This window comes from Rhodococcoides kroppenstedtii, from assembly GCF_900111805.1.
In the GTDB taxonomy this organism is placed as follows: Bacteria; Actinomycetota; Actinomycetes; order Mycobacteriales; family Mycobacteriaceae; genus Rhodococcoides; species Rhodococcoides kroppenstedtii.
Genome location: NZ_FOJN01000020.1, coordinates 1 through 26,756 on the forward strand (window position 1 = coordinate 1; position 26,756 = coordinate 26,756).

The 26,756-nt window shown below is 69.3% G+C and carries 28 protein-coding genes; 10 read left to right on the top strand and 18 right to left on the bottom strand.

The genetic code is table 11. The features are described from left to right. The 3 genes from BMZ18_RS17930 to BMZ18_RS17940 form a co-directional block, all read right to left on the bottom strand. Positions 1-1,400, bottom strand: a 1,400-nt coding sequence (locus BMZ18_RS17930; protein WP_074922358.1) for a DUF222 domain-containing protein, incomplete at its 3' end; no start/stop codon positions are given. 115 nt (positions 1,401-1,515) lie between these two features. After that, a complete protein-coding gene (locus tag BMZ18_RS17935; protein WP_139204043.1) occupies positions 1,516-3,459 on the bottom strand; it encodes an MDR family MFS transporter in 1,944 nt (647 codons plus the stop codon). A 119-nt stretch (positions 3,460-3,578) separates the two neighbouring features. Beyond that, positions 3,579-4,055 (bottom strand): MarR family winged helix-turn-helix transcriptional regulator, encoded by a 477-nt coding sequence (locus BMZ18_RS17940; RefSeq protein WP_068365803.1) that lies wholly within the window; start codon positions 4,053-4,055, stop codon positions 3,579-3,581. A 190-nt stretch (positions 4,056-4,245) separates the two neighbouring features. On the opposite strand from BMZ18_RS17940, the gene BMZ18_RS17945 reads away from it, so the two are divergent. Together BMZ18_RS17945 and BMZ18_RS17950 are read left to right on the top strand one after the other, a co-directional pair. Then, positions 4,246-6,408: a thioesterase domain-containing protein gene (locus BMZ18_RS17945; RefSeq protein ID WP_139204041.1), complete on the top strand. Its 2,163-nt coding sequence runs from the start codon at positions 4,246-4,248 to the stop codon at positions 6,406-6,408. Between the two features lie 37 nt (positions 6,409-6,445). Then, on the top strand, positions 6,446-7,279 hold the full coding sequence (locus BMZ18_RS17950) for a tyrosine-protein phosphatase (protein WP_068099642.1): 834 nt from the start codon (positions 6,446-6,448) through the stop codon (positions 7,277-7,279). Here the strand turns inward: BMZ18_RS17950 and BMZ18_RS17955 are convergent. Further along, positions 7,264-8,070: an enoyl-CoA hydratase/isomerase family protein gene (locus BMZ18_RS17955; protein WP_068104932.1), complete on the bottom strand. Its 807-nt coding sequence runs from the start codon at positions 8,068-8,070 to the stop codon at positions 7,264-7,266. The two genes, BMZ18_RS17950 and BMZ18_RS17955, sit on opposite strands and share 16 nt — an antisense overlap. Positions 8,071-8,134: 64 nt before the next feature. Between BMZ18_RS17955 and BMZ18_RS17960 the strand changes: the two genes are divergently transcribed. Together BMZ18_RS17960 and BMZ18_RS17965 are read left to right on the top strand one after the other, a co-directional pair. Continuing rightward, positions 8,135-9,013, top strand: a complete 879-nt coding sequence (locus BMZ18_RS17960; RefSeq protein WP_068365801.1) for a GNAT family N-acetyltransferase — start codon at positions 8,135-8,137, stop codon at positions 9,011-9,013. Between the two features lie 9 nt (positions 9,014-9,022). Beyond that, on the top strand, positions 9,023-10,054 hold the full coding sequence (locus tag BMZ18_RS17965) for a glutathione S-transferase family protein (protein ID WP_068365800.1): 1,032 nt from the start codon (positions 9,023-9,025) through the stop codon (positions 10,052-10,054). Positions 10,055-10,109: 55 nt separating this feature from the next. On the opposite strand, the gene map is transcribed toward BMZ18_RS17965, so the two are convergent. The 9 genes from map to rpsH all read right to left on the bottom strand — a co-directional run bounded on the left by map (position 10,110) and on the right by rpsH (position 15,663). After that, entirely contained in the window at positions 10,110-10,904 is a 795-nt protein-coding gene (map, locus tag BMZ18_RS17970; RefSeq protein WP_068365799.1) for a type I methionyl aminopeptidase, read from the bottom strand. 3 nt (positions 10,905-10,907) lie between these two features. Then, a complete protein-coding gene (locus tag BMZ18_RS17975) occupies positions 10,908-11,465 on the bottom strand; it encodes an adenylate kinase (protein WP_068099638.1) in 558 nt (185 codons plus the stop codon). After that, positions 11,462-12,784 (bottom strand): preprotein translocase subunit SecY, encoded by a 1,323-nt coding sequence (secY, locus tag BMZ18_RS17980; protein WP_068365798.1) that lies wholly within the window; start codon positions 12,782-12,784, stop codon positions 11,462-11,464. The genes BMZ18_RS17975 and secY overlap by 4 nt, the downstream gene beginning before the upstream one ends. 174 nt (positions 12,785-12,958) lie before the next feature. Continuing rightward, positions 12,959-13,402, bottom strand: coding sequence for a 50S ribosomal protein L15 (gene rplO / locus BMZ18_RS17985; RefSeq protein WP_068099636.1), 444 nt, complete (start codon positions 13,400-13,402; stop codon positions 12,959-12,961). Between the two features lie 2 nt (positions 13,403-13,404). Then, the gene (gene rpmD / locus BMZ18_RS17990) at positions 13,405-13,584 is read right to left on the bottom strand and encodes a 50S ribosomal protein L30 (protein ID WP_068099635.1); all 180 of its coding nucleotides are present in this window, start codon (positions 13,582-13,584) and stop codon (positions 13,405-13,407) included. Beyond that, a complete protein-coding gene (gene rpsE / locus BMZ18_RS17995) occupies positions 13,577-14,242 on the bottom strand; it encodes a 30S ribosomal protein S5 (RefSeq protein WP_068099634.1) in 666 nt (221 codons plus the stop codon). Before rpsE ends, rpmD begins: the two co-directional genes overlap by 8 nt. Positions 14,243-14,288: 46 nt before the next feature. Beyond that, positions 14,289-14,711, bottom strand: a complete 423-nt coding sequence (rplR, locus tag BMZ18_RS18000; RefSeq protein ID WP_068099633.1) for a 50S ribosomal protein L18 — start codon at positions 14,709-14,711, stop codon at positions 14,289-14,291. Continuing rightward, positions 14,711-15,250: a 50S ribosomal protein L6 gene (rplF, locus tag BMZ18_RS18005; protein ID WP_068099632.1), complete on the bottom strand. Its 540-nt coding sequence runs from the start codon at positions 15,248-15,250 to the stop codon at positions 14,711-14,713. The genes rplR and rplF overlap by 1 nt, the downstream gene beginning before the upstream one ends. A gap of 14 nt (positions 15,251-15,264) precedes the next feature. Continuing rightward, the gene (gene rpsH / locus BMZ18_RS18010) at positions 15,265-15,663 is read right to left on the bottom strand and encodes a 30S ribosomal protein S8 (RefSeq protein ID WP_068104929.1); all 399 of its coding nucleotides are present in this window, start codon (positions 15,661-15,663) and stop codon (positions 15,265-15,267) included. A 438-nt stretch (positions 15,664-16,101) separates the two neighbouring features. On the opposite strand from rpsH, the gene BMZ18_RS18015 reads away from it, so the two are divergent. Next, the gene (locus BMZ18_RS18015; protein ID WP_139204042.1) at positions 16,102-16,587 is read left to right on the top strand and encodes a hypothetical protein; all 486 of its coding nucleotides are present in this window, start codon (positions 16,102-16,104) and stop codon (positions 16,585-16,587) included. An 84-nt stretch (positions 16,588-16,671) separates the two neighbouring features. Here BMZ18_RS18015 and BMZ18_RS18020 read toward each other — a convergent pair whose 3' ends face one another. The 5 genes from BMZ18_RS18020 to rplN all read right to left on the bottom strand — a co-directional run bounded on the left by BMZ18_RS18020 (position 16,672) and on the right by rplN (position 19,881). Next, positions 16,672-18,186, bottom strand: a complete 1,515-nt coding sequence (locus tag BMZ18_RS18020; RefSeq protein ID WP_068365796.1) for an APC family permease — start codon at positions 18,184-18,186, stop codon at positions 16,672-16,674. 257 nt (positions 18,187-18,443) lie between these two features. Further along, complete coding sequence (locus BMZ18_RS18025; RefSeq protein ID WP_027504665.1) at positions 18,444-18,629, bottom strand: type Z 30S ribosomal protein S14; 186 nt, start codon at positions 18,627-18,629, stop codon at positions 18,444-18,446. 4 nt (positions 18,630-18,633) lie between these two features. Beyond that, positions 18,634-19,197 carry a 50S ribosomal protein L5 gene (rplE, locus tag BMZ18_RS18030; protein WP_068099629.1) on the bottom strand — a complete coding sequence of 188 codons (564 nt, stop codon included), beginning with the start codon at positions 19,195-19,197 and terminating at the stop codon, positions 18,634-18,636. Then, positions 19,197-19,511 carry a 50S ribosomal protein L24 gene (rplX, locus tag BMZ18_RS18035; protein ID WP_068099628.1) on the bottom strand — a complete coding sequence of 105 codons (315 nt, stop codon included), beginning with the start codon at positions 19,509-19,511 and terminating at the stop codon, positions 19,197-19,199. The genes rplE and rplX overlap by 1 nt, the downstream gene beginning before the upstream one ends. Before the next feature lies 1 nt (position 19,512). Continuing rightward, positions 19,513-19,881, bottom strand: a complete 369-nt coding sequence (gene rplN, locus BMZ18_RS18040; RefSeq protein WP_068099627.1) for a 50S ribosomal protein L14 — start codon at positions 19,879-19,881, stop codon at positions 19,513-19,515. Between the two features lie 190 nt (positions 19,882-20,071). On the opposite strand from rplN, the gene BMZ18_RS18045 reads away from it, so the two are divergent. The 5 genes from BMZ18_RS18045 (at position 20,072) to BMZ18_RS18065 (ending at position 26,721) form a co-directional block, all read left to right on the top strand. After that, positions 20,072-21,424, top strand: coding sequence for an AIM24 family protein (locus BMZ18_RS18045; protein WP_074922365.1), 1,353 nt, complete (start codon positions 20,072-20,074; stop codon positions 21,422-21,424). A 12-nt stretch (positions 21,425-21,436) separates the two neighbouring features. Next, positions 21,437-21,757 (top strand): MGMT family protein, encoded by a 321-nt coding sequence (locus BMZ18_RS18050; RefSeq protein ID WP_068365791.1) that lies wholly within the window; start codon positions 21,437-21,439, stop codon positions 21,755-21,757. 112 nt (positions 21,758-21,869) lie between these two features. After that, the gene (locus tag BMZ18_RS18055) at positions 21,870-22,910 is read left to right on the top strand and encodes an endonuclease domain-containing protein (RefSeq protein ID WP_068365790.1); all 1,041 of its coding nucleotides are present in this window, start codon (positions 21,870-21,872) and stop codon (positions 22,908-22,910) included. Further along, complete coding sequence (locus tag BMZ18_RS18060) at positions 22,907-23,599, top strand: hypothetical protein (RefSeq protein WP_068365789.1); 693 nt, start codon at positions 22,907-22,909, stop codon at positions 23,597-23,599. The genes BMZ18_RS18055 and BMZ18_RS18060 overlap by 4 nt, the downstream gene beginning before the upstream one ends. Before the next feature lie 11 nt (positions 23,600-23,610). Continuing rightward, the gene (locus BMZ18_RS18065) at positions 23,611-26,721 is read left to right on the top strand and encodes a helicase HerA domain-containing protein (RefSeq protein WP_068365788.1); all 3,111 of its coding nucleotides are present in this window, start codon (positions 23,611-23,613) and stop codon (positions 26,719-26,721) included. The last annotated feature ends 35 nt before the right edge of the window (positions 26,722-26,756 follow it).

Consider the following 26,756-nt stretch of genomic DNA (forward strand, 5'->3'; position numbering starts at 1 on the left):
CGGTTGCAGCCGGGCCAGGTGCAGTACCGGTCGCGGGCGCGAATGTAGGTGTCCAGTGCCGCGGACGGCCGGTAGGGATCGGCCGGTTGGGTCGCCGGCAGTGGGGTGTCGGTGCCGTCGCCCAACGGGCGGATGATCGCGTCGGGGTCAGTGGCGAGGTCGCGGACGTGGGCTCCGGAGATGATGCCGAGTCCGGCGATGTAGCCGACCCCGTCCACCAGCTCCGGCTCCGCAGCAGCCGCTTCGACCGCAATCTGGTCGACCGCAGCGTCCTCGTCGACCGCAGACTCATCGGTTGCGACCGCTTCCGCAGCAACGTCCTGGGCCAAGACCGCCTCCGCCGCAACGGCATCGGCCGCAACGGTATAAGCCGTAGTCTCCTCGGCCACGACCTTTCCGATCGGAGTCTCCTCGGGCGCGACCTCATCGACGGCGACCCCGTCGGTGACGGCCCGGTCCGCAGCGGCGGAGTTCGCGGCCGCGGTGGTGGTTGCGGGGACGGGTCCGGTGAGGGTGGTGGTGTCGGTGACCACGTGGATCACGATTCGTGCCGCGGTCGACGCGACCTCGTCCGCATCGACCGCCGCGAACGCACACTCCGGGCGGCCGCAGTCGCAGCCGAACGGGGCGTGCTTGACCAACGCGAACAACGCATCCGACGCCCGCGCACCCGTGCTGCGACTGTCGTGCTTGCAGACCTGCGCGGCCAGTCGTTCGACGACGCGGGCGACGACGGCGGCGCGTTCGGCGGACATCGTCGCCCCCACCGTCCCCATCCCGTCGAGACCGGCCTCGGTGAAGAAGCACCGCCCTTTCAGTGCTTCCTCCCGCCGTTCGCGGACGGCGTCGGGATCACGGCGGTACACCATCTGATCGCACAGATCCCGCACCCGCGCCGTCGACCACGACCCCGGCTTACGCAACGCCGCAGCGATGTCGGCGTCCACCTGCTCCTGGTAGGGGCGACCGTGGATCAGTTCGGTGCGGGAGACAATGGTGCGAATGAAAGTCGGGGAGACCACTCCGTCGCGCAGGCACTCGAACACCCGCGGGAGCCGGTCCCGCAGGGCCACGGCGTTGTCGAGGAGGCGTTCGGCGACGTACTGCGACACCGACAGGGCGGTGGCGATGCGGGCGGCGCACTGGGCGAACGCATCGACCGCCCGCTCGTCGCGGTCTTCCTCCGGCATCACCAGTTCGGTGTGCAGGGCGGCGGCGTGCCGGTAGCGGCGCCACTCCAGATAGCCGACCCCCGCGGCGAGGTCGGCCAGGGCGTCGAGATGCCCGACCACGGGCAGGTCGAACGACGGAGGTAGGCCCAGCGCGGCAGGGTCACGCGCCGGCCACGGCACACCCCCCACCTGCGCCGCGTCTGCTGCGCCGACCCCCCGATCGCTCATGTGTTCGATTGTATCGAGACCCACCGACACGTTCCAGCACTTCGACCGCGAACCGGGACAGCAGAACGCCCCGCTCCATCCGAACAGGCTGGAGCGGGGCGTTCCGAGGCGACGATCAGTTGGTGGCGTACCGACCGGCGTCGTCGGGCACGTGCACGTCGCCGAGCACGCGGGCGATCTGGTCCTCGCTGAGTCCCAGCCGGCGCAGTCGTTCGCACGCTGCGTCGAACCCGAGCATCTTGGCGTCGAGACGCTGTTGCAATTCGGCGACCTCGGCGCGCAGCGCCTCCGCCTCCTCGAGGGCCTCGAGCGTTTCCGTCGGGCGAGGCAGGAGCAGGGACAGCAGGCGGTCACGAGCGTCGGTGCTCAGCCCGTCGAACGGGGCCTGGCCGGGAGCGGCCTCGTGACGTCCGGACGGCGCAGAGCCTGCGTCGTGACGGGACTCCCCGGGCAGCGCCTCGTCGGGCGCGGGGCGCACCGTCGTCGCCGTGGGCACTGCCACGGCATCGACGTCGGGCGTGCCCTGGGCGTCGGGCTGCACGGCGGACGCGGACTCGGCCTTGAGATCGATCGTGGTGCGCAGCGGGCGGTTCGGAATGAACAGCACGGCAAGCACGGTCACCAGGGCCACCGCACCGGCGATGAGGAAGATGCGACCGGTGGCGTCGCCGTACGCGGTCCGGATGACCGCGGCGACGGGTGCCGGGAGCGAGGCGAAGTCGAGCGATCCACCGCCGCCGGACGACCCGGCGGGCACACCCAGCGCGGCCAGGCCCGACGCGGAGTTCTCGGCGACGCGGGTGGCGAGGACCGAACCCAGGACGGAGACGCCGATCGCGCCACCGAAGGTGCGGAAGAACGCGACCGTGGACGACGCCGCACCGATGTTCTGCACCGACACGGTGTTCTGCACGGCGAGCACCAGGTTCTGCATCAGCATGCCCGTGCCCAGACCGACGACCGCGATGAAGATGCCGACCAGCCACAGCTCGGTCGCGTGGTCGATGCTGCCGAGGAGGCCGAAGCCGACTACGAGGAGCACGGAACCGGTGACGATGAACGGCTTCCACTTGCCGAAGCGCGAGATCAGCTGACCCGAGCCCACCGAGGACACCAGCATGCCGGCGACCAGCGGGATGGTGAGCAGACCGGCCGCCGTCGGCGAGTAGCCCCGAGCCGTCTGGAAGTACTGACCCAGGAAGGTGGTGGCACCGAACAAGCCGACACCGACGGCGACCGACGCGATGATCGCGAGACCGGTGGTGCGCTCGGTGACGATCTTCAGGGGGATGATCGGGCTCTTGACGCGAGCCTCGACTATGACGGTCAGCACCAGCAGCGCCACACCCGAGCCGACGTAGATCGCCGTCTCGCGGGAGAGCCACTCGTAGTAGCCGGCCTTGCCGGCGAACGAGACCCAGATGAGCAGGATCGACACACCGGCGGTGAGGAGAAGCGCGCCGAGCCAGTCGATGGAGACGTCGTCCTTGCGCTCGGTGGTGATGTGCAGGGTCCGCTGCAGGAGGAACAACGCGATGACCGCGAGCGGGATGCAGACGAAGAAGCACCAGCGCCAGCCGAGCGGGCTGTCGACGATCACGCCGCCGAGGATCGGGCCGCCGGACATCGAGACGGCCATGACGGCGCCCATGTACCCGGAGTACCGCCCGCGCTCACGCGGGGAGACGATGCTGCCGATGATGGCGACGACCAGCGCGGTCAGACCGCCCATGCCGATGCCCTGAACCACGCGAGCGGCGAGCAGGATCGGCACGTTGTGGGCGAACCCGGCCATGACCGATCCGGCGACGAAGATGACCAGCGAGGTCTGGACCAGCACCTTCTTGTTGAACAGGTCGGCGAGCTTGCCCCAGATGGGGGTGGACGCCGCGTTGGCGAGCAGAGCCGTCGTGATGACCCAGGCGTACGCCGTCTGCGATCCCTTCAGGTCACCGATGATGGTGGGCAGCGCCGTCGAGACGATGGTGGTGCTGAGCAGCGCGGTGAACAGACCCGCGAGCAGACCGACCAGCGCCTCGAGAATCTGGCGGTGGGTCATCGCCTTCGGGTCGGCGGCGGAGTCCGGCGTGGGGGTCCGACGGTCCCGTTCGGCCCGGGACGGCGGCGCGTCGTAGGTGGTAGCCATGAGAATTCTCTCTTCGGTCGTATCTCGGATAGTCAGCCGGCGAGTACGCGGGAGCCCGAATGCCGGGACTGCGCGTCGACGGTGAAAGTGGTGGTCAGCCGGGTGATGGATTCGAGGGCCGCGTGCGCGTCGTCTTCGTCCCAGTCGGCGAGCAGTTCCGACAACCGCTGCACCCGTTGCGCCTTGATGCGCTCCAGGCAGGCGATCCCCTGATCGGACACGCGGACGCGGGTCGCGCGACCGTCGGCCGGATCGGGTGTGCGGACGACGTGTCCGGCGTCGGTCAGCTCGGCGAGCTGGCGGCTGAGCACGGACTGGCTGGTGCACATGACCACGGCGAGCTCGGACTGCCGGCATTCGCCGTGGGTCGCGAGGGCGCCGAGGACGCCGACGAGCGCCGGCGCCAGTTCGAGTCGGTCGTCGCTGCGGGCCACGGCGACCCGCAGTGCCCGGCCGAATCGGAAGACCTCTTCCACGAGCGATGCGGCGGTGTCGGTGCGTACGGCCACTGCCCTCACCCCTTCCAGTTGCTTACTGTCGGCAACTATATAGATAGATGCTGTAGGTAAACAACTGTCAAAGGGGGGACCTCCGAGACATCACGACGCGGCACCACATCGGAGCGGACCGACCTTGTGAGGTGTCCAGAACACGGTCTCCCACCACCTGCGACACGGACACAGTGCCTAGGTTCGTCCTGTGGCCGGGCCTGACTCCGCGCGCGGTGCGCACGATGCGCAACGGCAGCCCCCACACCCCATCGCCCAGTTCACGGTGACCACGGACTCCGCGGGTCCGTTCGCCACGCTCGCCCAGATTCGCGACGCCCTGGGCGCCACGCTCGCCGTCACCGTCGACGCGACCGGCGATCCTAACCCCGTCGCCGCCGTCGCCGCGTTCCTGAACCACGACCGACGAGCCGCACCGGTCGTCCCGTCCGCCCACCCGCGGACCGCCGTCGTCCGACTGGAGGCGTCCCGCCATCTCGTCGTGGTCACCGCACCGCACCCGTCGGCCGACGCGACGACTCTCGCGCGCACCCTCGCCGGCGCCGACGACCGGTCCGACGACGAACCTGCCCTCGACACCTCTCCGATCCATCTCGACACGGCGGACGCGCGCGCGCTGACCGAGCGCGCCGCGCACCTCGGCGTCACCCCCGCGTCCCTCCTGCAGTCCGTCTGGGCGGTGACACTCGGTCATCCCACGTCGGTTCTCGTCGAGACCGAACCGGTCGAGGCCGACCGGACCTCTCCTGGAGGCCCCTCTTGGTTGTCGATGGTCGTCGACCACACCGACACCCTGAACGCCCGCGTCGGGCACCATCGCGACGAGCCGACTCTCCACCACCGCGACCGACTGGTGGCCGCGCTGCTCGACGGCACCGTGCGCTCGGCGCTCCGCCCCGAGCCGCCCTCTCGCATCCCACCGCCCCGGCCCGATCCCGCACCCTCACACGCACCCACGGAACCCGACCTCACGCCCGCAGCACGAGCGACGACTCTGCCCGACCACCTTCTGCACGTTCTCGGCGACGCAGGCCACGCTCCCTTCGCAGAACGTGCCCATCGCATCGCCGCAGAACTGGCCGCGTGCGGAGCAGGTCCCGGCGCCGTCGTCGCGGTCGCGATGCGGTCCGAACTCGATCGAATCCTGGGAATCTGGGCGGCGACGGAATCGGGCGCCGCCGTGACCGTCCTCGACTCCGACGACGTCGCAGAGCGTCGGGTCGCCACCCTCGACGCGTGCCGCGCGGGATGGATTCTCACCTCCGTCGCGGACGTCGCCGACCTCGCCGACGTGGCCCCCTGGCTCCCGCGCCTGCCGCTCGGTGACCGAGAACTGGAGGAATCGCTCGCCCGCCGCCGACGAGGTCCGCTGACCGACGCCGACCGCGTCGCCCCACTCCGCCCCGACGCGCCCGCCGTCGTCGCACACCGACCGGGGGTGACGACGATGCCCGTCACGGTCACCCACCTCGATCTGCTGCACCGGCTCGCAGCGCGCGAGACACCGTCGTCGGCCGGTCGCCCGAGCGTCGTCGATGCCCTGCTCGCCACGATCGACGACCTCGCCGACCCCACCGACGTCGTGGTGCGTCTCGCGGACGGCGACGGATCGCCCGCGGTGTTCTGCATCCACCCGATGATGGGCCTGGCCTGGCCCTACCTGGAGCTGAGTCGGTACCTCGACCCGCGCGCGACGGTGTGGGGTGTGCAGACGCCGGCCCTCACCGATCCGGACTTCCTGCCGGTGACGATGGCCGAGCTGGTGAACCGCTACGTCGACGAGATCGTCGCCGTCGATCCCCGCGGGCCCTACCACCTTCTGGGGTGGTCGGTCGGCGGCGTCCTCGCCCACGCGATCGCCGACGCCATGGCCCAGCGGGGGTTCGAGGTCGCCTCGGTGATCCTGCTCGACCCCGTGCACAGCCTGGACCCGGACAGCACCGTCAAGCGCGAGCAGAACGCCGCCCTGTTCGGCGACCCGGATCGTCGTCCTGCCGACGCGGCCACGCTCGGTCCGGACGAGCTGGGGTCGGTGTGGAGCAGTCTCGGCGGGGACCAACTCCCCCTCACCGACGCGCAGGCGCGGTTGGTGACCGCCGCGATGCTGCGCGTCTACGAACTCGTGGACACCCACGTTCCGCCGACGATCGACGCCGACGTCCTCCTGATCGACTCGACCGTGACCGCGGCCGAACTGATGCGGTCCTCCGAGTTCTGGAGCACCTGGTGCACCGGCCACCTCCGGACGGCGGAGGTGTCCTTCCGGCACGGCGAGCTCATGTCGAGCGAGGCCCTGGCCGAGGTGGGTCCCCTCGTCGCCGCCCATCTCGCGAGCGTGAGCAGCCCGGCCTGACCCCGGTCGTGAGGACCGGCCCGATTAGGGTCGAGCGGTGACCGACACTGCGGCAACTCTGCTCCACGGCGCCTGGAACGTCCGCGACGTGGGCGGATTGCGCGCCGACGACGGCGGCACCACCCGACCCGGCGTGCTCCTGCGTTCCTCGGAACTGACTCGCCTGACCGACGCCGGACGTGCCGGCTTGGATCGGCTGGGCGTGCGTGACGTCTTCGACTTTCGCGGGCGGCCGGAGGTGGAACGCTTCGGCAGCGACCGCACCCCGCCGACGGTGCGGGTGCACGCCGTTCCCTTCGTCGACGCGGTGGTGGTCGAGCCCGACACCGGTCCGGCGCCGGCCGAATCCACTGCAGCCCCGGCCGAATCGGCTGCAGCTCCGGCCGAATCGGATTCGGCCCCACACGAACCCGACCGTCGGGTGACCGACGCGCGCGGCTACCTGCTCGACACCTACCGCGCGTTCCCCACCCGGCCCGGCGCCCGCGTCGCGGTGGGGTCGGTCCTGCGGACGATCGCCGCCGGCGAGGGCACGGTGCTGGTGCACTGCGCTGCCGGCAAGGACCGCGCCGGGTGGACCGTCGCGACGGTGCTGCGCGCCGCCGGAGTCACGGACTCGGACATCCTCGCCGACTATCTCCGCAGCAACGACGCGGTGAGTGCATTGCGCGATCACGTTCTCTCGCACGGCGTTCCGCCCGAGCACATCGCGGACGACCTGCTCGGCGTCCGGGAGGAGTACCTCCGGGCCGGGCTCGACGCCGTCGACGCCGCGCACGGGTCGTTCGACAACTACCTCGACTGGCTCGGCGCCGACGCCGACCTGCTCGCGGCGCTGCGCCGCACGCTGATCGCTCAGCGTCCCGTGTAGGTGGCCTTTCCCGGGCCGACGTCGAGGAAGCTCCGGACCGCCCCGCGCAGATCGTCGGTCTCGAACAACGCGCCGGACACCTCCGGCGTGATCGAATCCGCATGGCGCACACCGCCGGAACGCCACGCACCGACGATCTGCTTGGTCGCCGCATGGGCCCGCGTGGGGCCGTCGGCCAGACGGTGGAGCAGCGCCGTCGCCGCCTCGTCCAGATCCTCGTGGACCTGGTTCACCACACCCCACTCGCGCAGCGTCTCCGCCGAGTAGAGATCCCCGGTCATCACGAATTCCCGCGCACGGCCACTGCCGGCACGTTCCGCCATGCGCTGCGGGCCACCCATCGACGGCGTCAACCCCACCACCGTCTCCACCAGTCCGAACTTCGCCCGCGGCGTGGCCAGGATGATGTCGCACGCCAACGCGATCTCCAGCGCCGCCGTCAGCGTCAACCCGTGCGCCGCGAAGATCACCGGGCACGGAAGGTCCTCGAGCGGATGCGCGACCCGGTCGAACAGGCCCTGCCACAACTGCGCGCCCTCGGCTGCCGACAACCCGTCGAAGACGTGGACGTCGACCCCGCCGGAGACCACCTTCCCCTCCGCCCGCAGCAGCACCCCGCGCGGCGGCGACGCCACCAGATCCGCCACCGCCGCCTCGATCGCGTCGAACATCGGCTGATCGAAGAGGTTCAAGGCGCCGTTCTGCAGCGTCAGCACCGCCACCTCGGCTCCGGCCTCGGTGGTCGTGCGCTCGAGACGAAGAGGATGAGCGGCGTCGGTGGGTTCCGTCATGAATCGGAGCATGCCATATGGTCAGGACGGTGCGACCCCGCCTCTCGCACTACCGTGGAACCCGATGAACAGCCACCAGATCGACATCGTGCGCCTCGCCTGGGCACGGGACCTCGGCCTGCCGGACAGTAGTTTCCGACCGGCCTCCGGCCTGCCCGCCGACTTCCGACCGGCCTTCGGCCTGCCCGCCGATTCCCGACCGGCCTCCGGCCTTCCCGCCGACTACCGACCGGCCTCCGGCCTGCCCGCCGACTTCCGACCGGCCTCCGGCCTGCCCGCCGAATCCCGACCGGCCTCCGGCCTGCCCGCCGACCGGACCCTCCTCGTCGACGACACCGCCCGCTGCGTCCGCTTCGTCGTCCTCGACGGCCACGCCGTCCTGGTGGGCCCGTCGGACGTGCTCGAGCGCGCGGACGGCGTGCCGGCCGACGTCCTCGTCACCCGCGACGGCCTCGCGGACGTCGTCGGGCCGCGTCGCGGACGGTGTTCGGGACCGGTGGTCCTGGCGTACCTCGACGACGTCCGCACCGACGTCGGCGCCCAAAATCCGCTGCTGTCGCACTCCCGTCGCGACGCGGAACGGGTGCTGTCGACCACCCCGCCCGACGACGCCGTCGCGGCCCGCGCCGCCGACGCCACCACCTGGGTCACCGTCTTCGACGACTCGGCGGGCGAGGCCGACGCCGTCCCCGTCTCGGCGGCGGGCTACGTCGAATGGCAGGGTTTCCTGGCCGACACCGTCGCGGTCACCGTGCCCTCGCATCGTCGCCGCGGCTACGGCAAGACGTCTGCTCGGCTGGCGACCAACGACGCCATCGATTCCGGTCTGATCCCGCAACTACGCGTGGCGATGGACGATGCCGGGGCCCGACTGTTCGGACGTTCCCTCGGATTCACCGAACTCGGCGTCGCCATCGCGATGGATTTGCCTGCGCCCGGGTAAGTTACCGCCATGAGCGACAGTGAGCAGTCGTCCGGCGAGTCCGGGTCCTACGTGGAGGCCGGCGGGTTCGAGCGGGACACCAACTACATCGAGACGCGGATCACCGCGGACGGTCGCGACGGGTTTCCGGTCGAGGCCGGTCGGTACCGACTGGTGGTCGCCCGCGCGTGCCCGTGGGCCAATCGCGCCATCATCGTGCGGCGCCTGCTGGGTCTCGAGGACGCGCTGTCGATGGGCATCTGCGGCCCCACCCACGACAAGCGCAGCTGGACCTTCGATCTCGATCCCGGTGGCATCGATCCCGTTCTGCAGATCCCACGCCTGCAGGACGCGTTCTTCGCGCGCGACCCGAACTACTCACGCGGCATCACCGTGCCGGCGGTCGTCGAGATCTCGACCGGCAAGGTGGTGACCAACGACTACCCCCAGATGACGCTCGACTTCTCCACCGAGTGGACGCAGTATCACCGCGAGGGCGCACCCGACCTCTACCCCGAGCCGCTGCGCGACGAGATCGACGACGTCGCGGAGAAGATCTTCCACGACGTCAACAACGGTGTGTACAAGTGCGGGTTCGCCGGATCCCAGGACGCGTACGAGGAGGCGTACGACGCGCTCTTCGCGCGCCTCGACTGGTTGAGCGACCGGCTCGAGAACCAACGGTTCCTGGTGGGCGACACCATTACCGAGGCCGACGTGCGTCTCTTCACCACCCTGGCGCGCTTCGACCCCGTCTACCACGGCCACTTCAAGTGCAACCGCAGCAAGCTCTCGGAGATGCCGGTGCTGTGGGCCTACGCGCGCGATCTGTTCCAGACGCCGGGCTTCGGGGACACCACCGACTTCGTGCACATCAAGTCGCACTACTACGAGGTGCACACCGACATCAATCCCACCGGCATCGTGCCCAAGGGTCCCGACGTGTCCAGCTGGCTCTCCCCGCACGGCCGCGAGGCGCTCGGCGGGCGTCCGTTCGGGGACGGCACGCCGCCGGGGGAACCGAAGGAGAGCGAGCGGGTCCCCGCGAGTCACTGGGCGTGAGTGGAGCGAACGCCCACATCGGCTACTGGGCGTGAGCGGAGCGAACGGACCGGGGTCAGGGCCGGAGGGTGAGAATCCTCGGCCCGTCCTCGGTCACGGCCACGGTGTGTTCCCAGTGCGCGGCGCGGGAGCCGTCGGTGGTGACGACCGTCCAGTCGTCGTCGAGCACGCGCGTCTCGTGGGTGCCGAGGGTGAGCATGGGCTCGATGGCGAGCGTGGACCCGACCACCAGCTCGGGCCCCTTGCCGGGCGCACCTTCGTTGGCCAGGAACGGGTCCATGTGCATCTGCTGTCCGATGCCGTGGCCGCCGTAGCCGTCCACGATGCCGTACTTGCGCCCGTGTGCCTTCTCGGCAGCATAGGTGCCCTGCTCGATGGCGTGCGAGACGTCCGTCAGCCGGTTGCCGGGCAGCATCGCGGCGATGCCTGCCTCCATGGACAGTCGGGTGGCTTCGCTCAGATCGGCGTCCGCGTCGGACAGCGTGCCGACGCCGAACGTCCACGCGGAATCGCCGTGCCAGCCGTCGAGCACCGCGCCGCAGTCGATGGACACCAGATCGCCCTCGGCGAGCACGTCGTCGGTCGACGGGATGCCGTGGACCACGCGGTCGTTCACCGAGCTGCAGATGCTGCCGGTGAAGCCGTGGTACCCGAGGAACGACGGCACGGCGCCGGCGTCGCGGATCACGGCCTCGGCGATGGCGTCCAGTTCGAGCGTGGACACGCCGGGCTTCGCAGCCTCCCGGACGGCGACCAGCGCGGCGCCCACGACGGCCCCGGCCGCAGCCATGGCGTCGAGCTCACCGGCGCTGCGGAACGGGACCACCTTGCGCTTGCGTCCGAAGGCCATGGGTCAGGAGTCGCCCTGGATAGCGTCGATGACCTTCGCGTTGACGTCCTCGACCTCGCCGACGGCGTCGACGGTCACGAGTCGACCATGACCCTTGTAGTACTCGAGCAGGGGCGCGGTCTCGTCGCGGTAGACCTTCATCCGGTTGCGGATGACGTCTTCCTTGTCGTCCTCGCGGCCGCGCGCGAGCATCCGCTCGACCACGACGTCCTCGTCGATGACGAAGGAGACGACGGCGTCGAGCCGGGTGCCCATGTCCTCGAGAATGGTGCCGAGCGAGTCGGCCTGGTCCACCGAGCGGGGGAATCCGTCGAGAATGAAGCCGCCGGTGGCGTCGGGCTCGGCGAGACGGTCGCGCACCATGTCCACGGTCAGTGTGCTCGGCACCAGATCACCGGCGTCGAGGTACTTCTTCGCCTCGATGCCGAGGGGCGTCTGCTGTCCGATGTTCGCCCGGAACAGATCGCCGGTGGACACGTGCGGAATGCCGAGCTTCTCGCTCAGCAGCGTCGCCTGCGTGCCTTTGCCGGCTCCGGGAGGACCGAGGAGGACGAGTCTCACTTGAGGAACCCTTCGTAGTTGCGCTGCATCAGTTGGCTTTCGATCTGCTTCACCGTGTCGAGGCCGACGCTCACCATGATGAGCACCGCGGTGCCGCCGAACGGCAGGTTCTGCGCGCCGCCGGAGTTACCGATGTCGAGGAACAGGTTGGGCAGAACGGCGATGGTGCCGAGGTAGATGGCACCGGGCAGCGTGATGCGGCTGAGAACGAACTGCAGATAGTCGGCCGTGGGGCGTCCCGGCCGGATGCCCGGGATGAAGCCGCCGTACTTCTTCATCTCGTCGGCACGCTCTTCGGGGTTGAAGGTGATGGCGACGTAGAAGTACGTGAAGAACACGATCAGGCCGAAGTAGATCGCGATGTAGACCGGGTTGGCCGGATTGACGAGATAGGTGTTGATGGCGCGTTGCCACCAGCTCGGGTTCGCCGCCGTGCTCGCGTTGGTCAGCTGGGCGATGAGGTTGGGCAGGTAAAGCAGCGACGACGCGAAGATCACCGGGATGACGCCGGCCTGGTTGACCTTCAGCGGGAGGTACGTCGACGATCCGCCGTACATGCGGCGACCGACCATGCGCTTGGCGTACTGCACCGGGATTCGGCGCTGACCCTGCTCGACGAAGACGACGCCGATGATGATGGCGAGGGCGGCGACGCACACGAGGGCGAAGACGAGCCCACCGCGGCTGTCGAGAATGGCCTTGCCCTCGGACGGGATGCGCGAGGCGATGCCGGCGAAGATGAGCAGCGACATGCCGTTGCCGACACCGCGCTCGGTGATGAGCTCGCCGAACCACATGACCAGGGCGGCGCCGGCCGTCATGACCAGCACGATGGTGACCAACCCGAAGATGGACGTGTCCGCGATGATGTCGAGGTTGCAGCCCTGGAGCAGCTGCCCGCGCGACGCGAGCGCGACGAGGCCGGTGGCCTGGAGCACGGCGAGTGCGATGGAGAGATAGCGGGTGTACTGCGTCATCTTCGCCTGGCCGGCCTGGCCCTCCTTGCGGAGTTCCTCGAACCGCGGGATGACGACGGTGAGGAGCTGGACGATGATGCTCGCGGTGATGAACGGCATGATGCCGATCGCGAAGACCGACAGCTGCAGGAGCGCGCCGCCGGAGAACAGGTTGATCAGCGAGTAGATGCCGGCGGAGTCGCCGCCGGAGACCTGGTCGATGCACTGGCGGACGTTGCCGTAGTCGACGCCGGGAGAGGGCAGGGTCGCACCGAAGCGGTAGAGCGCGACGAGACCGAGGGTGAAGAGGATCTTCCGTCTCAGGTCAGGAGTCCTGAGGGCCGACACGAAGGCGGAAAGCAACGATCCTCCAAAGGCGGGTTACTGGCACGAACTGGTCGGGGTGCCGCGAGGGCACCCCGTCGAACTCTAACAGCGGCGCTCAGACCGATGGCCGCAGCACGACTCGCGTACCACGGCCATCGGTCGAACGAACGCCGGTGCCTCGCCTCCGGGCGGGGGCGAGGCACCGATCGATCACAGCTCGGTGGCGGACCCGCCGGCTGCAGCGATCTTCTCCTTGGCGGAGCCGGTGAACTTGTCGGCGGTGATGGACACCTTCACCGACAGGTCGCCGTCGCCCAGGATCTTCACGAGGCGGTTCTTGCGCACAGCGCCCTTGGCCACGAGATCGTCCTTGGAGATCTCGCCACCCTGGGGGAACAGCCGCTCGATGTCGCCCAGGTTGACCACCTGGTACTCGACACGGTTGCGGTTGGTGAAGCCCTTGAGCTTCGGCAGGCGCATGTGGATCGGCATCTGGCCGCCCTCGAAGCCGGGCGAGACGTTCTTGCGAGCGCCCGTGCCCTTGGTTCCGCGACCGGCCGTCTTGCCACGCTTGCCACCCTCACCACGGCCGACGCGGATCTTCGCGCTCTTCGAGCCGGGGGCGGGGCGGAGGTGGTGCAGTTTGATGGTCATGGTCAGACCTCTTCCACTGTCACGAGGTGACGCACCACGTTGATCAGACCACGCGTCTGCGGCGTGTCCTCACGAACCACCGACTGGCGGATTCCCTTGAGGCCCAGCGTCCGCAGGCTGTTGCGCTGGTTCTGCTTCTGACCGATGGTGCTCTTGATCTGGGTCACTTTGAGGTCAGCCACGATCGGCACTCCCTGCTGCTGCCTGGGCGCGTGCGCGCAGCATGCCGGCGGGAGCGACGTCCTCGATCGGCAGACCACGGCGAGCCGCGACCTCTTCCGGACGCTGCAGACCCTTGAGAGCTGCAACGGTGGCGTGCACGACGTTGATCGCGTTGTCGCTGCCGAGCGACTTCGCGAGGATGTCGTGGACGCCGGCGCACTCGAGCACGGCACGCACCGCGCCACCGGCGATGACACCGGTACCGGGGCTGGCCGGGCGCAGCATGACCACACCGGCCGCAGCCTCACCCTGGACGGGGTGCGTGATCGTGCTACCGATCAGCGGAACGCGGAAGAAGCCCTTGCGAGCCTCCTCGACGCCCTTCTGAATGGCGGCGGGAACTTCCTTGGCCTTGCCGTAGCCGACGCCGACCAGACCGTTGCCGTCACCGACGATCACGAGGGCGGTGAAGCTGAAGCGACGACCACCCTTCACGACCTTGGAGACGCGGTTGATCGCGACCACGCGCTCGAGGTTGTTCTTCTCCGGGGCGTTGCCGCCGCGGTTGTCCCGGCGATCGCGACCGCCGCGGTTGTCTCCGCGGTTGTCGCCTCCGGTGTTGGGTCCATTCTGTCCGGCGGGGCCGTTTCCGCCGTCACGCCGTTGACGTCCCGGCATCAGGCTGTCCTTCCGTCGATGAACTGGATCGTGTTCGTAGTGGGCATCAGAACTTCAACCCGCCTTCGCGAGCTGCGTCCGCGAGGGCCGCGATGCGACCCGCGTAGTCGTGGCCACCACGGTCGAAGACCGCGGCCTCGATGCCGGCGGCCTTGGCACGCTCGGCGATGAGGGAGCCGACCTTGGCGCCACGCGCCTTCTTGTCGCCGTCCAGCGCACGCACGTCGGCCTCGATGGACGACGCGGCGGCCAGGGTGCGACCGGTCAGGTCGTCCACCAGTTGCGCGTGGAGATGACGCGAGCTGCGGTTGACGACGAGACGGGGACGCTCGGCGGTGCCGGAGACCTTCTTGCGGAGGCGGAAGTGGCGACGGGTCTTCGAGAGACGACGACGCGTCGAGACGTCCTTGCCCAGCGGGATGCGCTTCGGGTTCGCCTCGGAACCCTGCTTGGCTGCGGTGTTGCTCATCACTTACCTGTCTTTCCGACCTTGCGGCGGATCTGCTCACCCTCGTACCGAACGCCCTTGCCCTTGTACGGGTCGGGACGGCGGAGACGGCGGATGTTGGCAGAGATCTGGCCGACCTTCTGCTTGTCGATACCCGAGACGGAGAACCGGGTGGGGGTCTCGACCGCGAAGGTGATGCCCTCCGGCGCCGGGATCGGCACAGGGTGGCTGAAGCCGAGCGCGAACTCGAGGTCGTTGCCCTTCAGGGCCACGCGGTAACCGACGCCGTGAATCTCCATCTTGGTCGTGTAACCGGTGGTCACACCCGTGATGAGGTTCGCGACGAGAGTGCGCGAGAGGCCGTGCAGGGAACGGCTACGACGCTCGTCGTCGGGCCGAGTCACCGAGATCGAACCGTCGTCGTTCTTCGCGACGGCGATGGGCTCGGCGATGGTGAGAGACAAGGTGCCCTTGGGACCCTTGACCGTGACGTCCTGGCCGTCGATGGTGACATCGACACCGGCCGGAACCGTCACCGGAAGCTTTCCGATACGCGACATTGTGGTGGCCTCCCTTACCAGACGTAGGCGAGGACTTCGCCGCCGACGCCCTGAGTTGCCGCCTGGCGATCGGTGAGCAGACCGGTGGACGTGGAGATGATCGCCACGCCCAGGCCGCCCAGGACCTTGGGCAGATTGGTGGACTTTGCATACACGCGCAGACCGGGCTTGGAGACCCGGCGCACGCCGGCGAGGCTGCGCTCGCGGCTGGGGCCGTACTTCAGATCGACGATGAGGGTCTTGCCCACCTCGGCGTCCTCGGAGCGGTAGTCGGAGATGTAGCCCTCGCGCTTGAGGATCTCGGCGATGTTCGCCTTGATCTTCGAGTGCGGCAGCTTCACCTGATCGTGGTACGCCGAGTTGGCGTTGCGCAGACGCGTCAAGAAGTCTGCGATCGGGTCGGTCATGGTCATGACAGAGTTCATGGCCCTTTCTCGCAGCGGTTCCCATGCAGCACGAGCGAGCTGGTGCCGCACCGAAGTGGGGCCTGGCTCGTCCCGCCGTGGGCCTATTGCGAAGTGTTCCGTCCTGACCGACTGTTGCCGGTCAGGGGTTGCGCTCCCGCCAGTGCGAGCGGTCGAATCTGCAGGCACTGGTGGGTGTTTCGAGCATCATGTGGCACGAAAACCCTGGTCACACGGGTCGTCTGCAGGCATGACGGTACCCGGGCAACCCCACCAGTCTACGGTCGAGACCCGGTGAGACCAAATCGGTGCAGGTGGGAGGACCTGCGGCCGCTCCCGGCGGCGCCGACCGAGCCATTGTTCGCCATTCGTTACGTGCGGAATGTCCGGTTCGTTTTACGGTGGGCGGGCCAATGCTCGACCCCCTCTCACGTGATGGAGCACAGCATGACAGTTCGTTCGCGCACACTCGGCCGCGCCGGAATCGTCGTCGCCGCAGCCGCCGCCGGCGTTCTCGCCACCTCCGGGACCGCGTCCGCGGCCGTCCTCACCGTGGTGGCCCTCCCCACCCCCGGCGAAGAGTCGATCAGCACCCTGGTCACGGCGAACCCCGGCCTCACCTTCTCCGGGAAGGTCACGTGCACCGTGACCGCCACCGAGGTAGGAAACGTGGAGAACACGGCGTCCGAGACCGGAACGCTGACCGGCCCGGTCCTTCCGCTGCCGGGCTTCCCCGCCGTCGGAACGATCGTCATCGACGGGTTCGAACCCGGCGACGTCTACACCGTCTCCGCCACCTGCAACGACGGTGGAACCCCGGTCGACAGTCTCGTCTCGCTGCCCACCACCGTCCTCGCCGAGGGCGAGCTTCCCCCCGTCGTCCCGCCCGTCCCCGGTGGCGGCTCGCTCCCGACGGACCTGTTCGAGAGCTGACACCCGCACCTCGTCACACGAGCCCCGATCCGCGCTGCGGGTCGGGGCTCATGTTCCGTCGGAGTCGCGCCGGGAGGGCGTCGCCTAGTAGTCGTCCCCGCGGTCGCGCACGCGGTCGCCGAGGTTCGCCTGCTCGTCGTACGTCAGGCGGTCGACGTCGACGAAGCGCGACTTGCCCATCGTCGCCTTGTTGACGAAGTGCGTGATCACCCACAGCACCACGCCGAGCAGCAGCATCGCGCCGGCGATGCGGTACTGGATCATCTGCGCGTCGGTCCGCGCCCACGGCCCCACCAGAAACAGGCACATCACCGCGCCGACGACCGGCACGGCGACGGGCGCGGTGAAACCGTTCGACGGGTGTCGTCGCTTGAGCACCAGGCACGCCACGTTGACCACCGCGAACACGGCGAGCAGCAGCAGCCCGGTCGTCCCGGACAGCGCGCTCACCACCGAGTTGCCGGACAGGCGGTTGACCACCACGATCAGCACGACCGCCAGCACGGTCGAGAACAGAATCGCGGCCCACGGCGAACGCCGCACGGGCAGAACGGAACTGAGCGTCTTCGGCAGGATGCGCTGACGGCCCAGCCCGTAGATGAGGCGGCTCGCCATGAGCATGTTGATCAGGGCGGTGTTGGCGACGGCGAACACCGTGAGGTACGGGAAGATCTCGTCGATCGGCAGCCCCGGCGCCCCGAGTCGCACCACGTGCAGCAGGATGCCCTCGCTGCCGGAGTCGTAGTCGAGCGGCAGCACCGCGATCACCGCCACCACCACGAGGACGTAGATCAGGCACGCGATGCCGAGACCCGACAGCATCATCTTCGGGAAGATGCGTTCAGGGTTCTTGGTCTCCTCGACCATGTTCACCGAGTCCTCGAAGCCCACCATCGCGAAGAACGCAATCGTCGTCGCCACCGTGACGGCGAGGAACCAGCCCTTCTCGTTGGGGTCCTCGAACACGACGAGGTTCGCGATGTCACCCTCCGCGCTGCCGCTGCCCACCGCGACGAACCCGATCACGATCACGATGGCCAGCGCCGTCATCTCGATGATCGTGAGGATGACGTTGAACTTCACCGACTCGCCGACACCGCGCAGGTTGATCGCCGCGAGCAGTCCCATGAAGACCAGCGCGACCACCAGTTGCGCGGTGCTGCCGGTCGGCACGTCGAACCACCCGATGCCGTCCTCGGTGGAGAACGTCTCGTGCAAGCCGGCGAGGAGGTTGCCGGCCACCACGTTGGACGAAGTGGACGCGCTGGTGATGCCGGAACAGATGACGGCGAACGCCACCAGGAACGTGAAGAAATGAATGCCGAACGCCTTGTGCGTGTACAGCGCGGCGCCCGCGGCCTGCGGATACTTGCAGACGAGCTCGAGATAGGAGAACGCCGTGAGGGTGGCGACCACGAAGGCCAGCACGAACGGCAACCACGCCATCCCGCCGACGTTCTCGATCATGTCGCCGGTGACCGCGTAGACACCCGCGCCCAGGATGTCGCCGACGATGAACAACAGCAGCAGACCCGGACCCAGGACGCGCTCGAGTTCCGGGTTCTTCTCCGCCGCCGCGGCTTCCGTTGCCTGCGCCATGATCGACTCCTGACGTCGCAGTCCCCGTTCGAACCCCCTGCCGCGGGAGCCTATGCCTCCCGCGACGGACGCGTGCGGCGAAACGGACCTGCGTGTCTGCACACGGGTCGGCCGAATGGGCGGGATTCCGGCGATCGGCGCGTCCTGTGTGCACTGGGGCCGGTCGCGGAAGCCGCACCGCCCCCGACACGCCGACAGGCCCGAGCCGTGATGGCTCGGGCCTGTCGGGTGGTGATCAGCTCACCAGGGTGCTCGTCTCACCAGGAGGACTTGTGCACTCCGGGCAGCTCGCCGCGGTGCGCCATCTCACGGACGCAGATACGGCAGAGACCGAACTTGCGGAACACCGAGTGCGGGCGACCGCACCGCTGGCAGCGCGTGTAGGCGCGCACCGCGAACTTCGGCTTCTTGTTGGCCTTGTTGACCAGTGCCTTCTTAGCCATACGCTCAGTTCTCCTTGAACGGGAAGCCGAGGTGCTTGAGCAGCGCGCGGCCTTCGTCGTTGTTGGTGGCCGTCGTGACGACGGTGATGTCCATACCGCGAGGGCGGTCGATCTTGTCGACGTCGATCTCGTGGAACATCGACTGCTCGTTCAGGCCGAACGTGTAGTTGCCGTTGCCGTCGAACTGCGTGCCCGACAGGCCACGGAAGTCCCTGATGCGGGGCAGGGCGATGGACGTCAGGCGGTCCAGGAACTCCCACATGCGGTCGCCGCGCAGCGTGACGCGGGCACCGATGGGCATGCCCTCGCGGAGCTTGAACTGCGCGATGGACTTCCGGGCCTTGCGGATCTCCGGCTTCTGACCGGTGATGGCGGCCAGGTCGGCCACCGCACCGTTAATCAGCTTCGCGTCACGGGCGGCGTCGCCGACACCCATGTTGACGACGACCTTGACCACGCCCGGGATCTGCATGACGTTGGCGTACTGGAACTCGGCGTTCAGCGCGTCCTTGATCTCCTCGCGGTAGCGAGTCTTGAGGCGCGGAACGATCTTCTCGGTGGTCGTCATCAGATGTCCTTCCCGCTCTTACGGGAAATCCGAACGCGCTTGCCGTTCTCGTCGGTGCGGTAGCCCACGCGGGTGGGGTTTCCGTCCGAGTCGACGACGGCGACGTTGGAAACGTGAATGGGAGCTTCCTGGGTGACGATGCCGCCCGAGGACGCGCCGCGCTCGTTGGCCGAGACAGCGGTGTGCTTCTTGATGCGGTTGACGCCCTCGACCAGGACCTTCTCGGTCGCCGGGTAGGCCTGGATGACCTTGCCCTTGGCGCCCTTGTCCTTACCCGAGATGACGAGAACCGTGTCGCCCTTGTGCACCTTCATCTCACAACACCTCCGGAGCCAGCGACACGATGCGCATGAACTTCTTCTCACGCAGCTCGCGGCCGACCGGGCCGAAGATGCGGGTTCCGCGCGGATCGTTGTCCGGCTTGATCAGGACGGCGGCGTTCTCGTCGAACTTGATGTACGAGCCGTCGGGACGACGCCGTTCCTTCGTGGTGCGGACGATGACGGCCTTGACGACCTCGCCCTTCTTGATGTTGCCGCCGGGGATCGCGTCCTTGACGGTGGCGACGATGACGTCGCCGATCCCGGCGTAGCGGCGAGACGAACCACCGAGAACGCGGATGCACAAGATTTCCTTGGCTCCCGTGTTGTCGGCGACGCGCAGCCGCGACTCCTGCTGAATCATGGGTCTCCTCGATGACCTGGATGTGCGTGCGCGGCGGATACCGACCCGACGCGCGCGGTCGTGTCGCCCGGACCGGCGCATGCGCCTACCACGGACAACCGCTCAAGTGTAAAGAACGCGCCGACACGAACCAAATCGGGCCGAATCGCGTCGCGCGCACCCCTGCCGAGTGTCGGTGGCCGGTGGCACACTGGCCGACGTGCAGAGCCTCGCCCGGGGAGAGAATCGCCCTGCCCCACTCGACGCGTCCGGATCGATCACCGTCTCGGTGACCGGTGCCGCCGTGGACGTCTCCGCCCTGCTCCTCACCGCCGCCGGTCGCGTGCGCTCGGACCAGGACCTCGTCTTCTTCAACAACCCCGTCGGGCCGGGCGTGCGCTACGCGCCCGACGGCGTCACGGTCGACACGCGGGGCGTGCCCGCCGAGATCGAGACCGTCGCGATCACCGCCAGTCTCGACGGATCCGGCCCGGCCACGTTCGGCGGGGTGCCGCTGCGCGCCACCGTCGGGTCCGAACTCGACTTCCCCATGACGGGCCTGACCACCGAGACCGCCGTCGTCGGTGTCGAGATCTACCGACGCGGCGACGGCTGGAAGGTGCGGGCCGTCGGGCAGGGATACGACGACGGCCTGGCCGGCATCGCGACGGCGTTCGGCATCACCGTGGACGAGCCGGCGGCCGCGCCTCCCCCGCAGCCCACGGCCGCGCCTCCCCCGCAGCCCGCGGCCGCGCCTCCCCCGCAGCCCACCCCCTCGCAAGCCGCCCACCCCCAGCCCACCCCACCGGTCCGTCAGGAAGGTCTCGCCGTGCGCAGCGAACTGTTCGCCCCCTCCAACGCCGAGGTGCAGGGCAACGGCATCCTCAAACAGGGCAGCAAGATGGCCCGCGTCGCCATGAACGGCGAGGTGATGGCGCGATCCGGCTCGATGGTTGCCTACCAGGGCGATCTGCGGTTCGAGGCGCAGGGCTCGGGCGGCATCGGGAACATGATCCGCCGCACCGTCACCGGTGAGGGTGTCCCGCTCATGAAGGTGAGCGGCCGCGGCGACCTGTTCCTGGCCAATGCCGCGCAGGACGTCCACATCATCGACCTCGACGGCAGCGACGGCCTCACCATCGACGGGTCCAACGTGCTCGCGTTCGACACCTCGCTCTCCTATCGCATCGGTCGGGTCCAGGGCGCGGCCGCCAGCTCCAACGCCGGTCTGTTCAACTGCGTCTTCACCGGTCGCGGGCGCATCGCGATCACCACGGACGGCCAGCCGGTGGTGCTGACCGTGGACCAGCCGACGTTCGCCGATCCGCAGGCGGCGGTGGCGTGGTCGTCGAGCCTGCAGACGTCGGTGAAGAGCAACGACCAGCTGAACTTCGGCACGCTCATCGGCCGCAGCACGGGAGAGCGCTTCACGCTGCAGTTCTCGGGACAGGGCTTCGTCGTGGTCCAGCCGTCGGAACTGCCGCCGGGGGGACTGATCGCGGGCACCGGCGGTGGCCAGCAGGCCGGTGTGGGCGGCGCTCTCGGTGGCCTGCTCGGCCGGTGAGGCCCACCGACGATGAGCGAGGCACAGGAGGAGTTCGCGGAGCGGGTGCTGAGCGTGGTCGAGCGCATTCCGGTCGGGCGCGTGATGACCTACGGCGACATCGCGGAGTTCCTGCAGCAGGGCGGTCCGCGCGGGGTCGGCGGAGTGATGGCGCGCGAGGGCGCGGCCGTCGCGTGGTGGCGCGTCGTGCGCGCGAACGGGACGTTGCCCGCCCACCTGGTGATCGACGCTCAGGAGCACTGGCATCTCGAACGCACCCCGCTGCGTCGCGGCATCGTCGACGTCGAGGGCGCTCGCTGGTGGCCCGACTCCGACCGGCTCGCGGCACGCTGAATGGCCTGCGGCGACCCGACCCGAACGACACCCGTTCCGGTCCCCGGGTACGGTTTCGGGGATGGGAACCGTCGGCGCGACCGCTACAGCCCCACGGGGCGGTGAGGGCGGGATGACTCGTGCCGGTTCCACCGTCACGCCGGCGTGGTGGCGCACCCTGCCGCTGGACCGCGTCGTGCGTGTCGAGGGGGCATCGCTGCGCGATCTCGCCGACCACGTCGACCCGCTGCCCGCCGACACCGCGGCGCCACTCTTCTTCCGTGCCGACGACGCAGCGGCGGCCACTGCGGCGACGCTCACCGACGCGGTGGTCGCGGCCGTCGAGCAGGCCGCGATCGAGCTGATCCCCCTCTGCGTGCCCGGCAGCGACTCCCCCGCGGACCGCTCGTCGCTCGCCCGGAGCGCCGCCCGTGCGCGCGCCGTCGAGACGGCTCGATCGAGCGAGCACTTCGGGCCCTACCTCGCGCACCTGGCCGCGGCCCGCGCATTGGCCCGCACCCCGCGGACCGACACGTTCTCCCGCGAAACCCGGCTGACCGGCGCCGCCCGCGTCGTCGCGCAGGCGCACGGCCGGGACACCGCGGTCCTCGTCGTCGACGTTCCCGCCGGTGCGCCCGCGCGGGACGTCGCGGCCGCCGCGGAATGGCTGTGCCGGGCCGGTGTCGGGGTCTGGCTGACCGGTGACGGCGCAGAGTCCGTGGACCGATTTCCGACGTACCGGGTCGACGTCCCCGCGGCGCCGAGCGACGTCGCCACGATCGTCGATCGGTTCCGCCCCGGCAGCTACCCGCCCGTCGTCGGGCATCCGCACGCCGCGAGCGCCGCAGAGGAGCGTCTCCACACACTGCTGTCGACGCGGGAGTGGGCGACGGGCCGAGGGCACAACCAGGTGGTGCGCCCGTCCGAGCTCGGCCGACCGTTCACCGTCGACGTCGTGTGGAAGCGGGAGAAGATCGCCGTCGAGATCGACGGCCCCGAACACCGGTCGCGACAACGGTTCTCGGACGATCGGTCGCGGGACAACCTGCTGCAGACCCGCGGCTGGATGGTGCTGCGCTTCACCAACGAGGACGTGCTCACCGACCACGAGAGAGTCGTGACGACCATCGAACAGGCACTGCAGCGACGACGCGCGAAGGGGACTGACACGTGAGCACGACCGACTTGACCGGGACCGAGGTCGCCGTGCTCATGGTGCTGATGGCGGAGGCGCGCGCGGTGCGCAATCCGGAGCTGGCCGTGCTGGGACCGAAACTGGACGCCAAGCCGAGGCAGAAACTCGTCGGTATGGGTCTCATCGAGGTGAGCGGACGAAACCCGATGTCCATCGAGCTCACGGACAGAGGTTGGAAGTTCTGCGCCGACCTCATGGGGTCGGAACCTCCGAAGGGCGCCACGGGCCCCGGCAAGGCGCTCTACACCGTCCTCGCGGGCCTCGGCCGCTGGTTCCACCGAGACGACGTCCGCCCCGCCGAGGTCTTCTTCCCCCGTGACACGCCGGCCGAGATCGAGCCGCTGCCCACGCCGGCGAACGCCGTCGTCCCGCGGGCGGTGCGCGAGCAGGAGAGCGCCGACGCCGGACCGGACCTCGAGACCCGCATCCGGCGCGCGTACGCGGACCTCGCCCGCGAGCCGGGGGCGCGGGTGCGGCTGACCAGGCTGCGTCCCGCCCTGTCCGACGTCCCGCGCGACCGCCTCGACGACGCGCTCGTGGCGCTGCAGCGGAAACCGGGCGTCTCGTTGATCCCCGAAGAGAACCAGAAGACGTTGTCCGACGACGACCGTGCCGCTGCGGTGACCGTCGGGAACCAGCGCAACCACCTGCTGACGATCACCTCGTGATGGGTACTTCCATGAGCACTGCAGACGACCGTATCCGCGCCCTCGAGTCGGTGCGCCTGAGCTGGGCACCGACACCCGACGACGTGTGGCGATCCCAGTCCGACGTCCACGTCGCCGGGCTGCACGACCGCGTGTACGCCGACGTCATGGCGGCCTACACCGACGCTGAGAAGTCGGACGACGCGAGCCCGCTGGGCGTCGTCGTGCGCGGGCCGGCCGGGTCGGGCAAGACCCACCTGCTCGGCCAGGTGCGCGAGGAGATCCAGGAGCGGGGCGGCTACTTCTTCCTCATCCGGCTGCTCGACGCCGCGGGTTTCTGGCGGTCGGTGCTGATGGGGATGCTCGACGACCTCACCCGCCCGTCGGGGCGCGGGGACGACAGTCAGCTCGCGCTGATGCTGCGCCGCTTGTGCGAGGTGGGCGGTGTCGACGAGACCGTCCGTGCGCAGGTGATGGGCGAGACGATGATCGACGTCGACGCCTTGAACACGTTCGTCGCGGCGGTCTACAAGGTGCACCCGCGGCACCGGCGTACCTCCCAGCACACGTTGCGGTCGTTGGTGCTGTCGGTCGCCCCGGACACCGGCGTGCAGGACATCGGCGACGCGTACCTGCAGTCGATCGACGACGTCGATCCGGAGGAGTTCCGCGCCTGGGGGATCGTGCGCGCCGAGCTGGGTCACCAGGGCATCGCCGAGAACATCTCGCGGTTGCTCGCCATCACCGGTCCGACGGTGCTCGCCATCGATCAGATCGACACCCTCGTCGCGCAGGCGCGAACGGGGTCGGATCAGGAGTTCGCGGACGCCCGCGAGGACAAGGTCGTCGAACAGCTGGCCCACGGGTTGATGTCGCTGCGCGAGACGCTGCCGCGCACGGCATCGGTCCTGTCCGCCCTGTCCAGTGCCTGGGACCTCATCGAGGCCAGGGGCACGGCGCCGGTCAAGGACCGCTTCCGTGTGACGACCGACCTCGAGCGCATCCCGTCGTCGGACATCGGTCGGCTGCTGCTCGGACGACGTCTGAACGCCTGCTTCCGCGACGTCGGTTTCGTCCCGCCCCACGAGACGTGGCCGGTGTCGGCGGAAGCCTTCGAGCAGGCTCCGGACTTCACCCCACGGCAGCTGCTCATCGCCGTCGACCGACACATCCGACGCTGCCTGGACAGCGGAGTGGCCGCCGAGCTGACGGATTTCCGGGACAAGGGCGACGGGACGGGCGGCGCGACGGTCGAGATCAAGCAGGACGAGCTGGCCGCCCTCGACGAGCGGTACGCCGCGCTGATCGCCGACGCGGACATCGGCGTCGCCCTCTCCCCCACCACCGAGGACGTGCTGGTCCCCAGCCTGCTCGCCGCGGGCCTGACGGCCTGGATCCACGAGCACCAGTCCTCCGACGACAGCCTCGCGCAAGACCCGCCGCCCAGCGGTCGGGCAGCACTGCACGCACGGCTGCGCCACACCGTCGACACGGACACCGACGACGAGGAGCACTGGTGCTTCCGTGCCATCACCTCACCGAACTCCCGGGCTGCGCAGGCTCGCATCGAGCGGGCAGTGACCGCGGCCGGCCTGCACATCGACATGCCGCGGCGGAGGCTGATCCTCATTCGCAACACGGCATGGCCGAAGGGGGTCAAGACCGAGCAGATCGTCGCGGCGGTTCGCCGAGCCGGAGCTGTCGAGGTCGAACTCACGGACCCCGACCGACGCGCCCTCACGGCGCTGGGCCGACTGCTCGACGAGAACTCCCCTGCCCTCACCTCGTGGCTGTTGTCCCGGAAGCCGGCGCACGAGATCGAGCTGTTCCGCAAGACCCTGCCCGAGGTCAGCGTGGTCGACGACGAGCGAGCCCTGATCGAGCCGGAGCCGATCACCAGCCGCCCGGCGCGTCGGCCCGAGATCGAGATCGGGACGGAGCTGAGCACCAACGCCGAGGTCCGCATCCCGCTCGAGGCGCTGCGCAAGCACACCGCGATCTTCGCCGGATCCGGATCCGGCAAGACGGTGTTGATTCGTCGACTCGTCGAAGAGTGTGCGCTGCAGGGCGTTTCGGCCATCGTGCTCGACATCAACAACGACCTCGCCCGCTTGGGCACGCCATGGCCCGACGACGAACGGACCTGGCCGCCCGGCGACGAGGCCAAGGCGACGGCCTACCTACGCGACACCGACGTCGTCGTCTGGACGCCGCGGAAGTCGTCGGGACGTCCGCTGAGTTTTCAGCCGTTGCCGGACTTCGCCAGCGTCGTCGGTGACCGCGACGAGTTCGACGCGTCCGTCGAGTCGGCGCTCGCCGCTCTCGCTCCCGCTGCGTCCGCCGTCGGCACCACCGAGAAGGCCAAGCACCGCCAGGCCGTTCTGAAGTCGGCGCTCGACGGCTTCGGACGTCGCGCGCAGGGCGGGTCGCTCGCGGACTTCGTCGAGCTGCTCGAGAACCTGCCCGACGACGTCAGCGAGATGCGCGACGCGACGCGCATTGCCGCGGATCTCGCCGAGAATCTCAAGGCCGCCATGACCAACGACCCGCTCTTCGCCGGGAGCGGGACACCCGTCGATCCGGGGGTCCTGCTGACCCCGGCCGAGGGCAAGAAGGCCCGCGTCTCGGTGATCAACCTGGCCGGGCTCACCACCGAAGACCAGAAGCAGAGCTTCGTGAACCAACTGCAGATGGGCCTGTTCGCGTGGATCAAGAAGAACCCCGCCGGTGACCGGCCGCTCGGCGGGCTGTTCGTGATGGACGAGGCCCAGAACTACGCACCGTCCGACCGCTACACCCCCGCGACGCACAGCACCCTGGCCCTCGCGTCGCAGGCCCGCAAGTACGGTCTGGGCCTGGTCTTCGCCACGCAGGCGCCGAAGGGTCTGCACAACCGCATCGCCGGCAACGCGGCCACCCAGTTCTACGGCCTCCTGAACAGCCCCGCGCAGATCACCGCCGCGCAGGAGATGGCGCGAGCCAAGGGCGGGTCGGTTCCGGACGTCGGTCGGCTGCCGGCCGGGCAGTTCTACGCGGCGGTCGAGGGCGCCGAGTTCCGTCGCACCGCCACCCCGCTGTGCCTGACCTACCACCCCAAGAGCCCGCCCACGGAAGAGGAGGTCCTCGCGCTGGCGCGCGACTGACGGCGAGGGCGCCGCGGCGTCGCGCGTAACTTGGT

What these genes read in the sequence shown, in the direction of transcription:
- BMZ18_RS17935 (WP_139204043.1), bottom strand. Translation starts at nt 3,459, where the DNA reads ATGACCCACCGCCAGATTCTCGAGGCGCTGGTCGGTCTGCTCGCGGGT.
- BMZ18_RS17955 (WP_068104932.1), bottom strand. Translation starts at nt 8,070, where the DNA reads ATGACGGAACCCACCGACGCCGCTCATCCTCTTCGTCTCGAGCGCACG.
- BMZ18_RS17960 (WP_068365801.1), top strand. Translation starts at nt 8,135, where the DNA reads ATGAACAGCCACCAGATCGACATCGTGCGCCTCGCCTGGGCACGGGAC.
- BMZ18_RS17965 (WP_068365800.1), top strand. Translation starts at nt 9,023, where the DNA reads ATGAGCGACAGTGAGCAGTCGTCCGGCGAGTCCGGGTCCTACGTGGAG.
- map (WP_068365799.1), bottom strand. Translation starts at nt 10,904, where the DNA reads ATGGCCTTCGGACGCAAGCGCAAGGTGGTCCCGTTCCGCAGCGCCGGT.
- rplO (WP_068099636.1), bottom strand. Translation starts at nt 13,402, where the DNA reads ATGACCATCAAACTGCACCACCTCCGCCCCGCCCCCGGCTCGAAGAGC.
- rpsE (WP_068099634.1), bottom strand. Translation starts at nt 14,242, where the DNA reads ATGCCGGGACGTCAACGGCGTGACGGCGGAAACGGCCCCGCCGGACAG.
- rplR (WP_068099633.1), bottom strand. Translation starts at nt 14,711, where the DNA reads ATGAGCAACACCGCAGCCAAGCAGGGTTCCGAGGCGAACCCGAAGCGC.
- rplF (WP_068099632.1), bottom strand. Translation starts at nt 15,250, where the DNA reads ATGTCGCGTATCGGAAAGCTTCCGGTGACGGTTCCGGCCGGTGTCGAT.
- rpsH (WP_068104929.1), bottom strand. Translation starts at nt 15,663, where the DNA reads ATGACCATGACCGACCCGATCGCAGACTTCTTGACGCGTCTGCGCAAC.
- BMZ18_RS18015 (WP_139204042.1), top strand. Translation starts at nt 16,102, where the DNA reads ATGACAGTTCGTTCGCGCACACTCGGCCGCGCCGGAATCGTCGTCGCC.
- BMZ18_RS18020 (WP_068365796.1), bottom strand. Translation starts at nt 18,186, where the DNA reads ATGGCGCAGGCAACGGAAGCCGCGGCGGCGGAGAAGAACCCGGAACTC.
- BMZ18_RS18025 (WP_027504665.1), bottom strand. Translation starts at nt 18,629, where the DNA reads ATGGCTAAGAAGGCACTGGTCAACAAGGCCAACAAGAAGCCGAAGTTC.
- rplE (WP_068099629.1), bottom strand. Translation starts at nt 19,197, where the DNA reads ATGACGACCACCGAGAAGATCGTTCCGCGCCTCAAGACTCGCTACCGC.
- rplX (WP_068099628.1), bottom strand. Translation starts at nt 19,511, where the DNA reads ATGAAGGTGCACAAGGGCGACACGGTTCTCGTCATCTCGGGTAAGGAC.
- rplN (WP_068099627.1), bottom strand. Translation starts at nt 19,881, where the DNA reads ATGATTCAGCAGGAGTCGCGGCTGCGCGTCGCCGACAACACGGGAGCC.
- BMZ18_RS18050 (WP_068365791.1), top strand. Translation starts at nt 21,437, where the DNA reads ATGAGCGAGGCACAGGAGGAGTTCGCGGAGCGGGTGCTGAGCGTGGTC.
- BMZ18_RS18055 (WP_068365790.1), top strand. Translation starts at nt 21,870, where the DNA reads ATGACTCGTGCCGGTTCCACCGTCACGCCGGCGTGGTGGCGCACCCTG.
- BMZ18_RS18065 (WP_068365788.1), top strand. Translation starts at nt 23,611, where the DNA reads ATGAGCACTGCAGACGACCGTATCCGCGCCCTCGAGTCGGTGCGCCTG.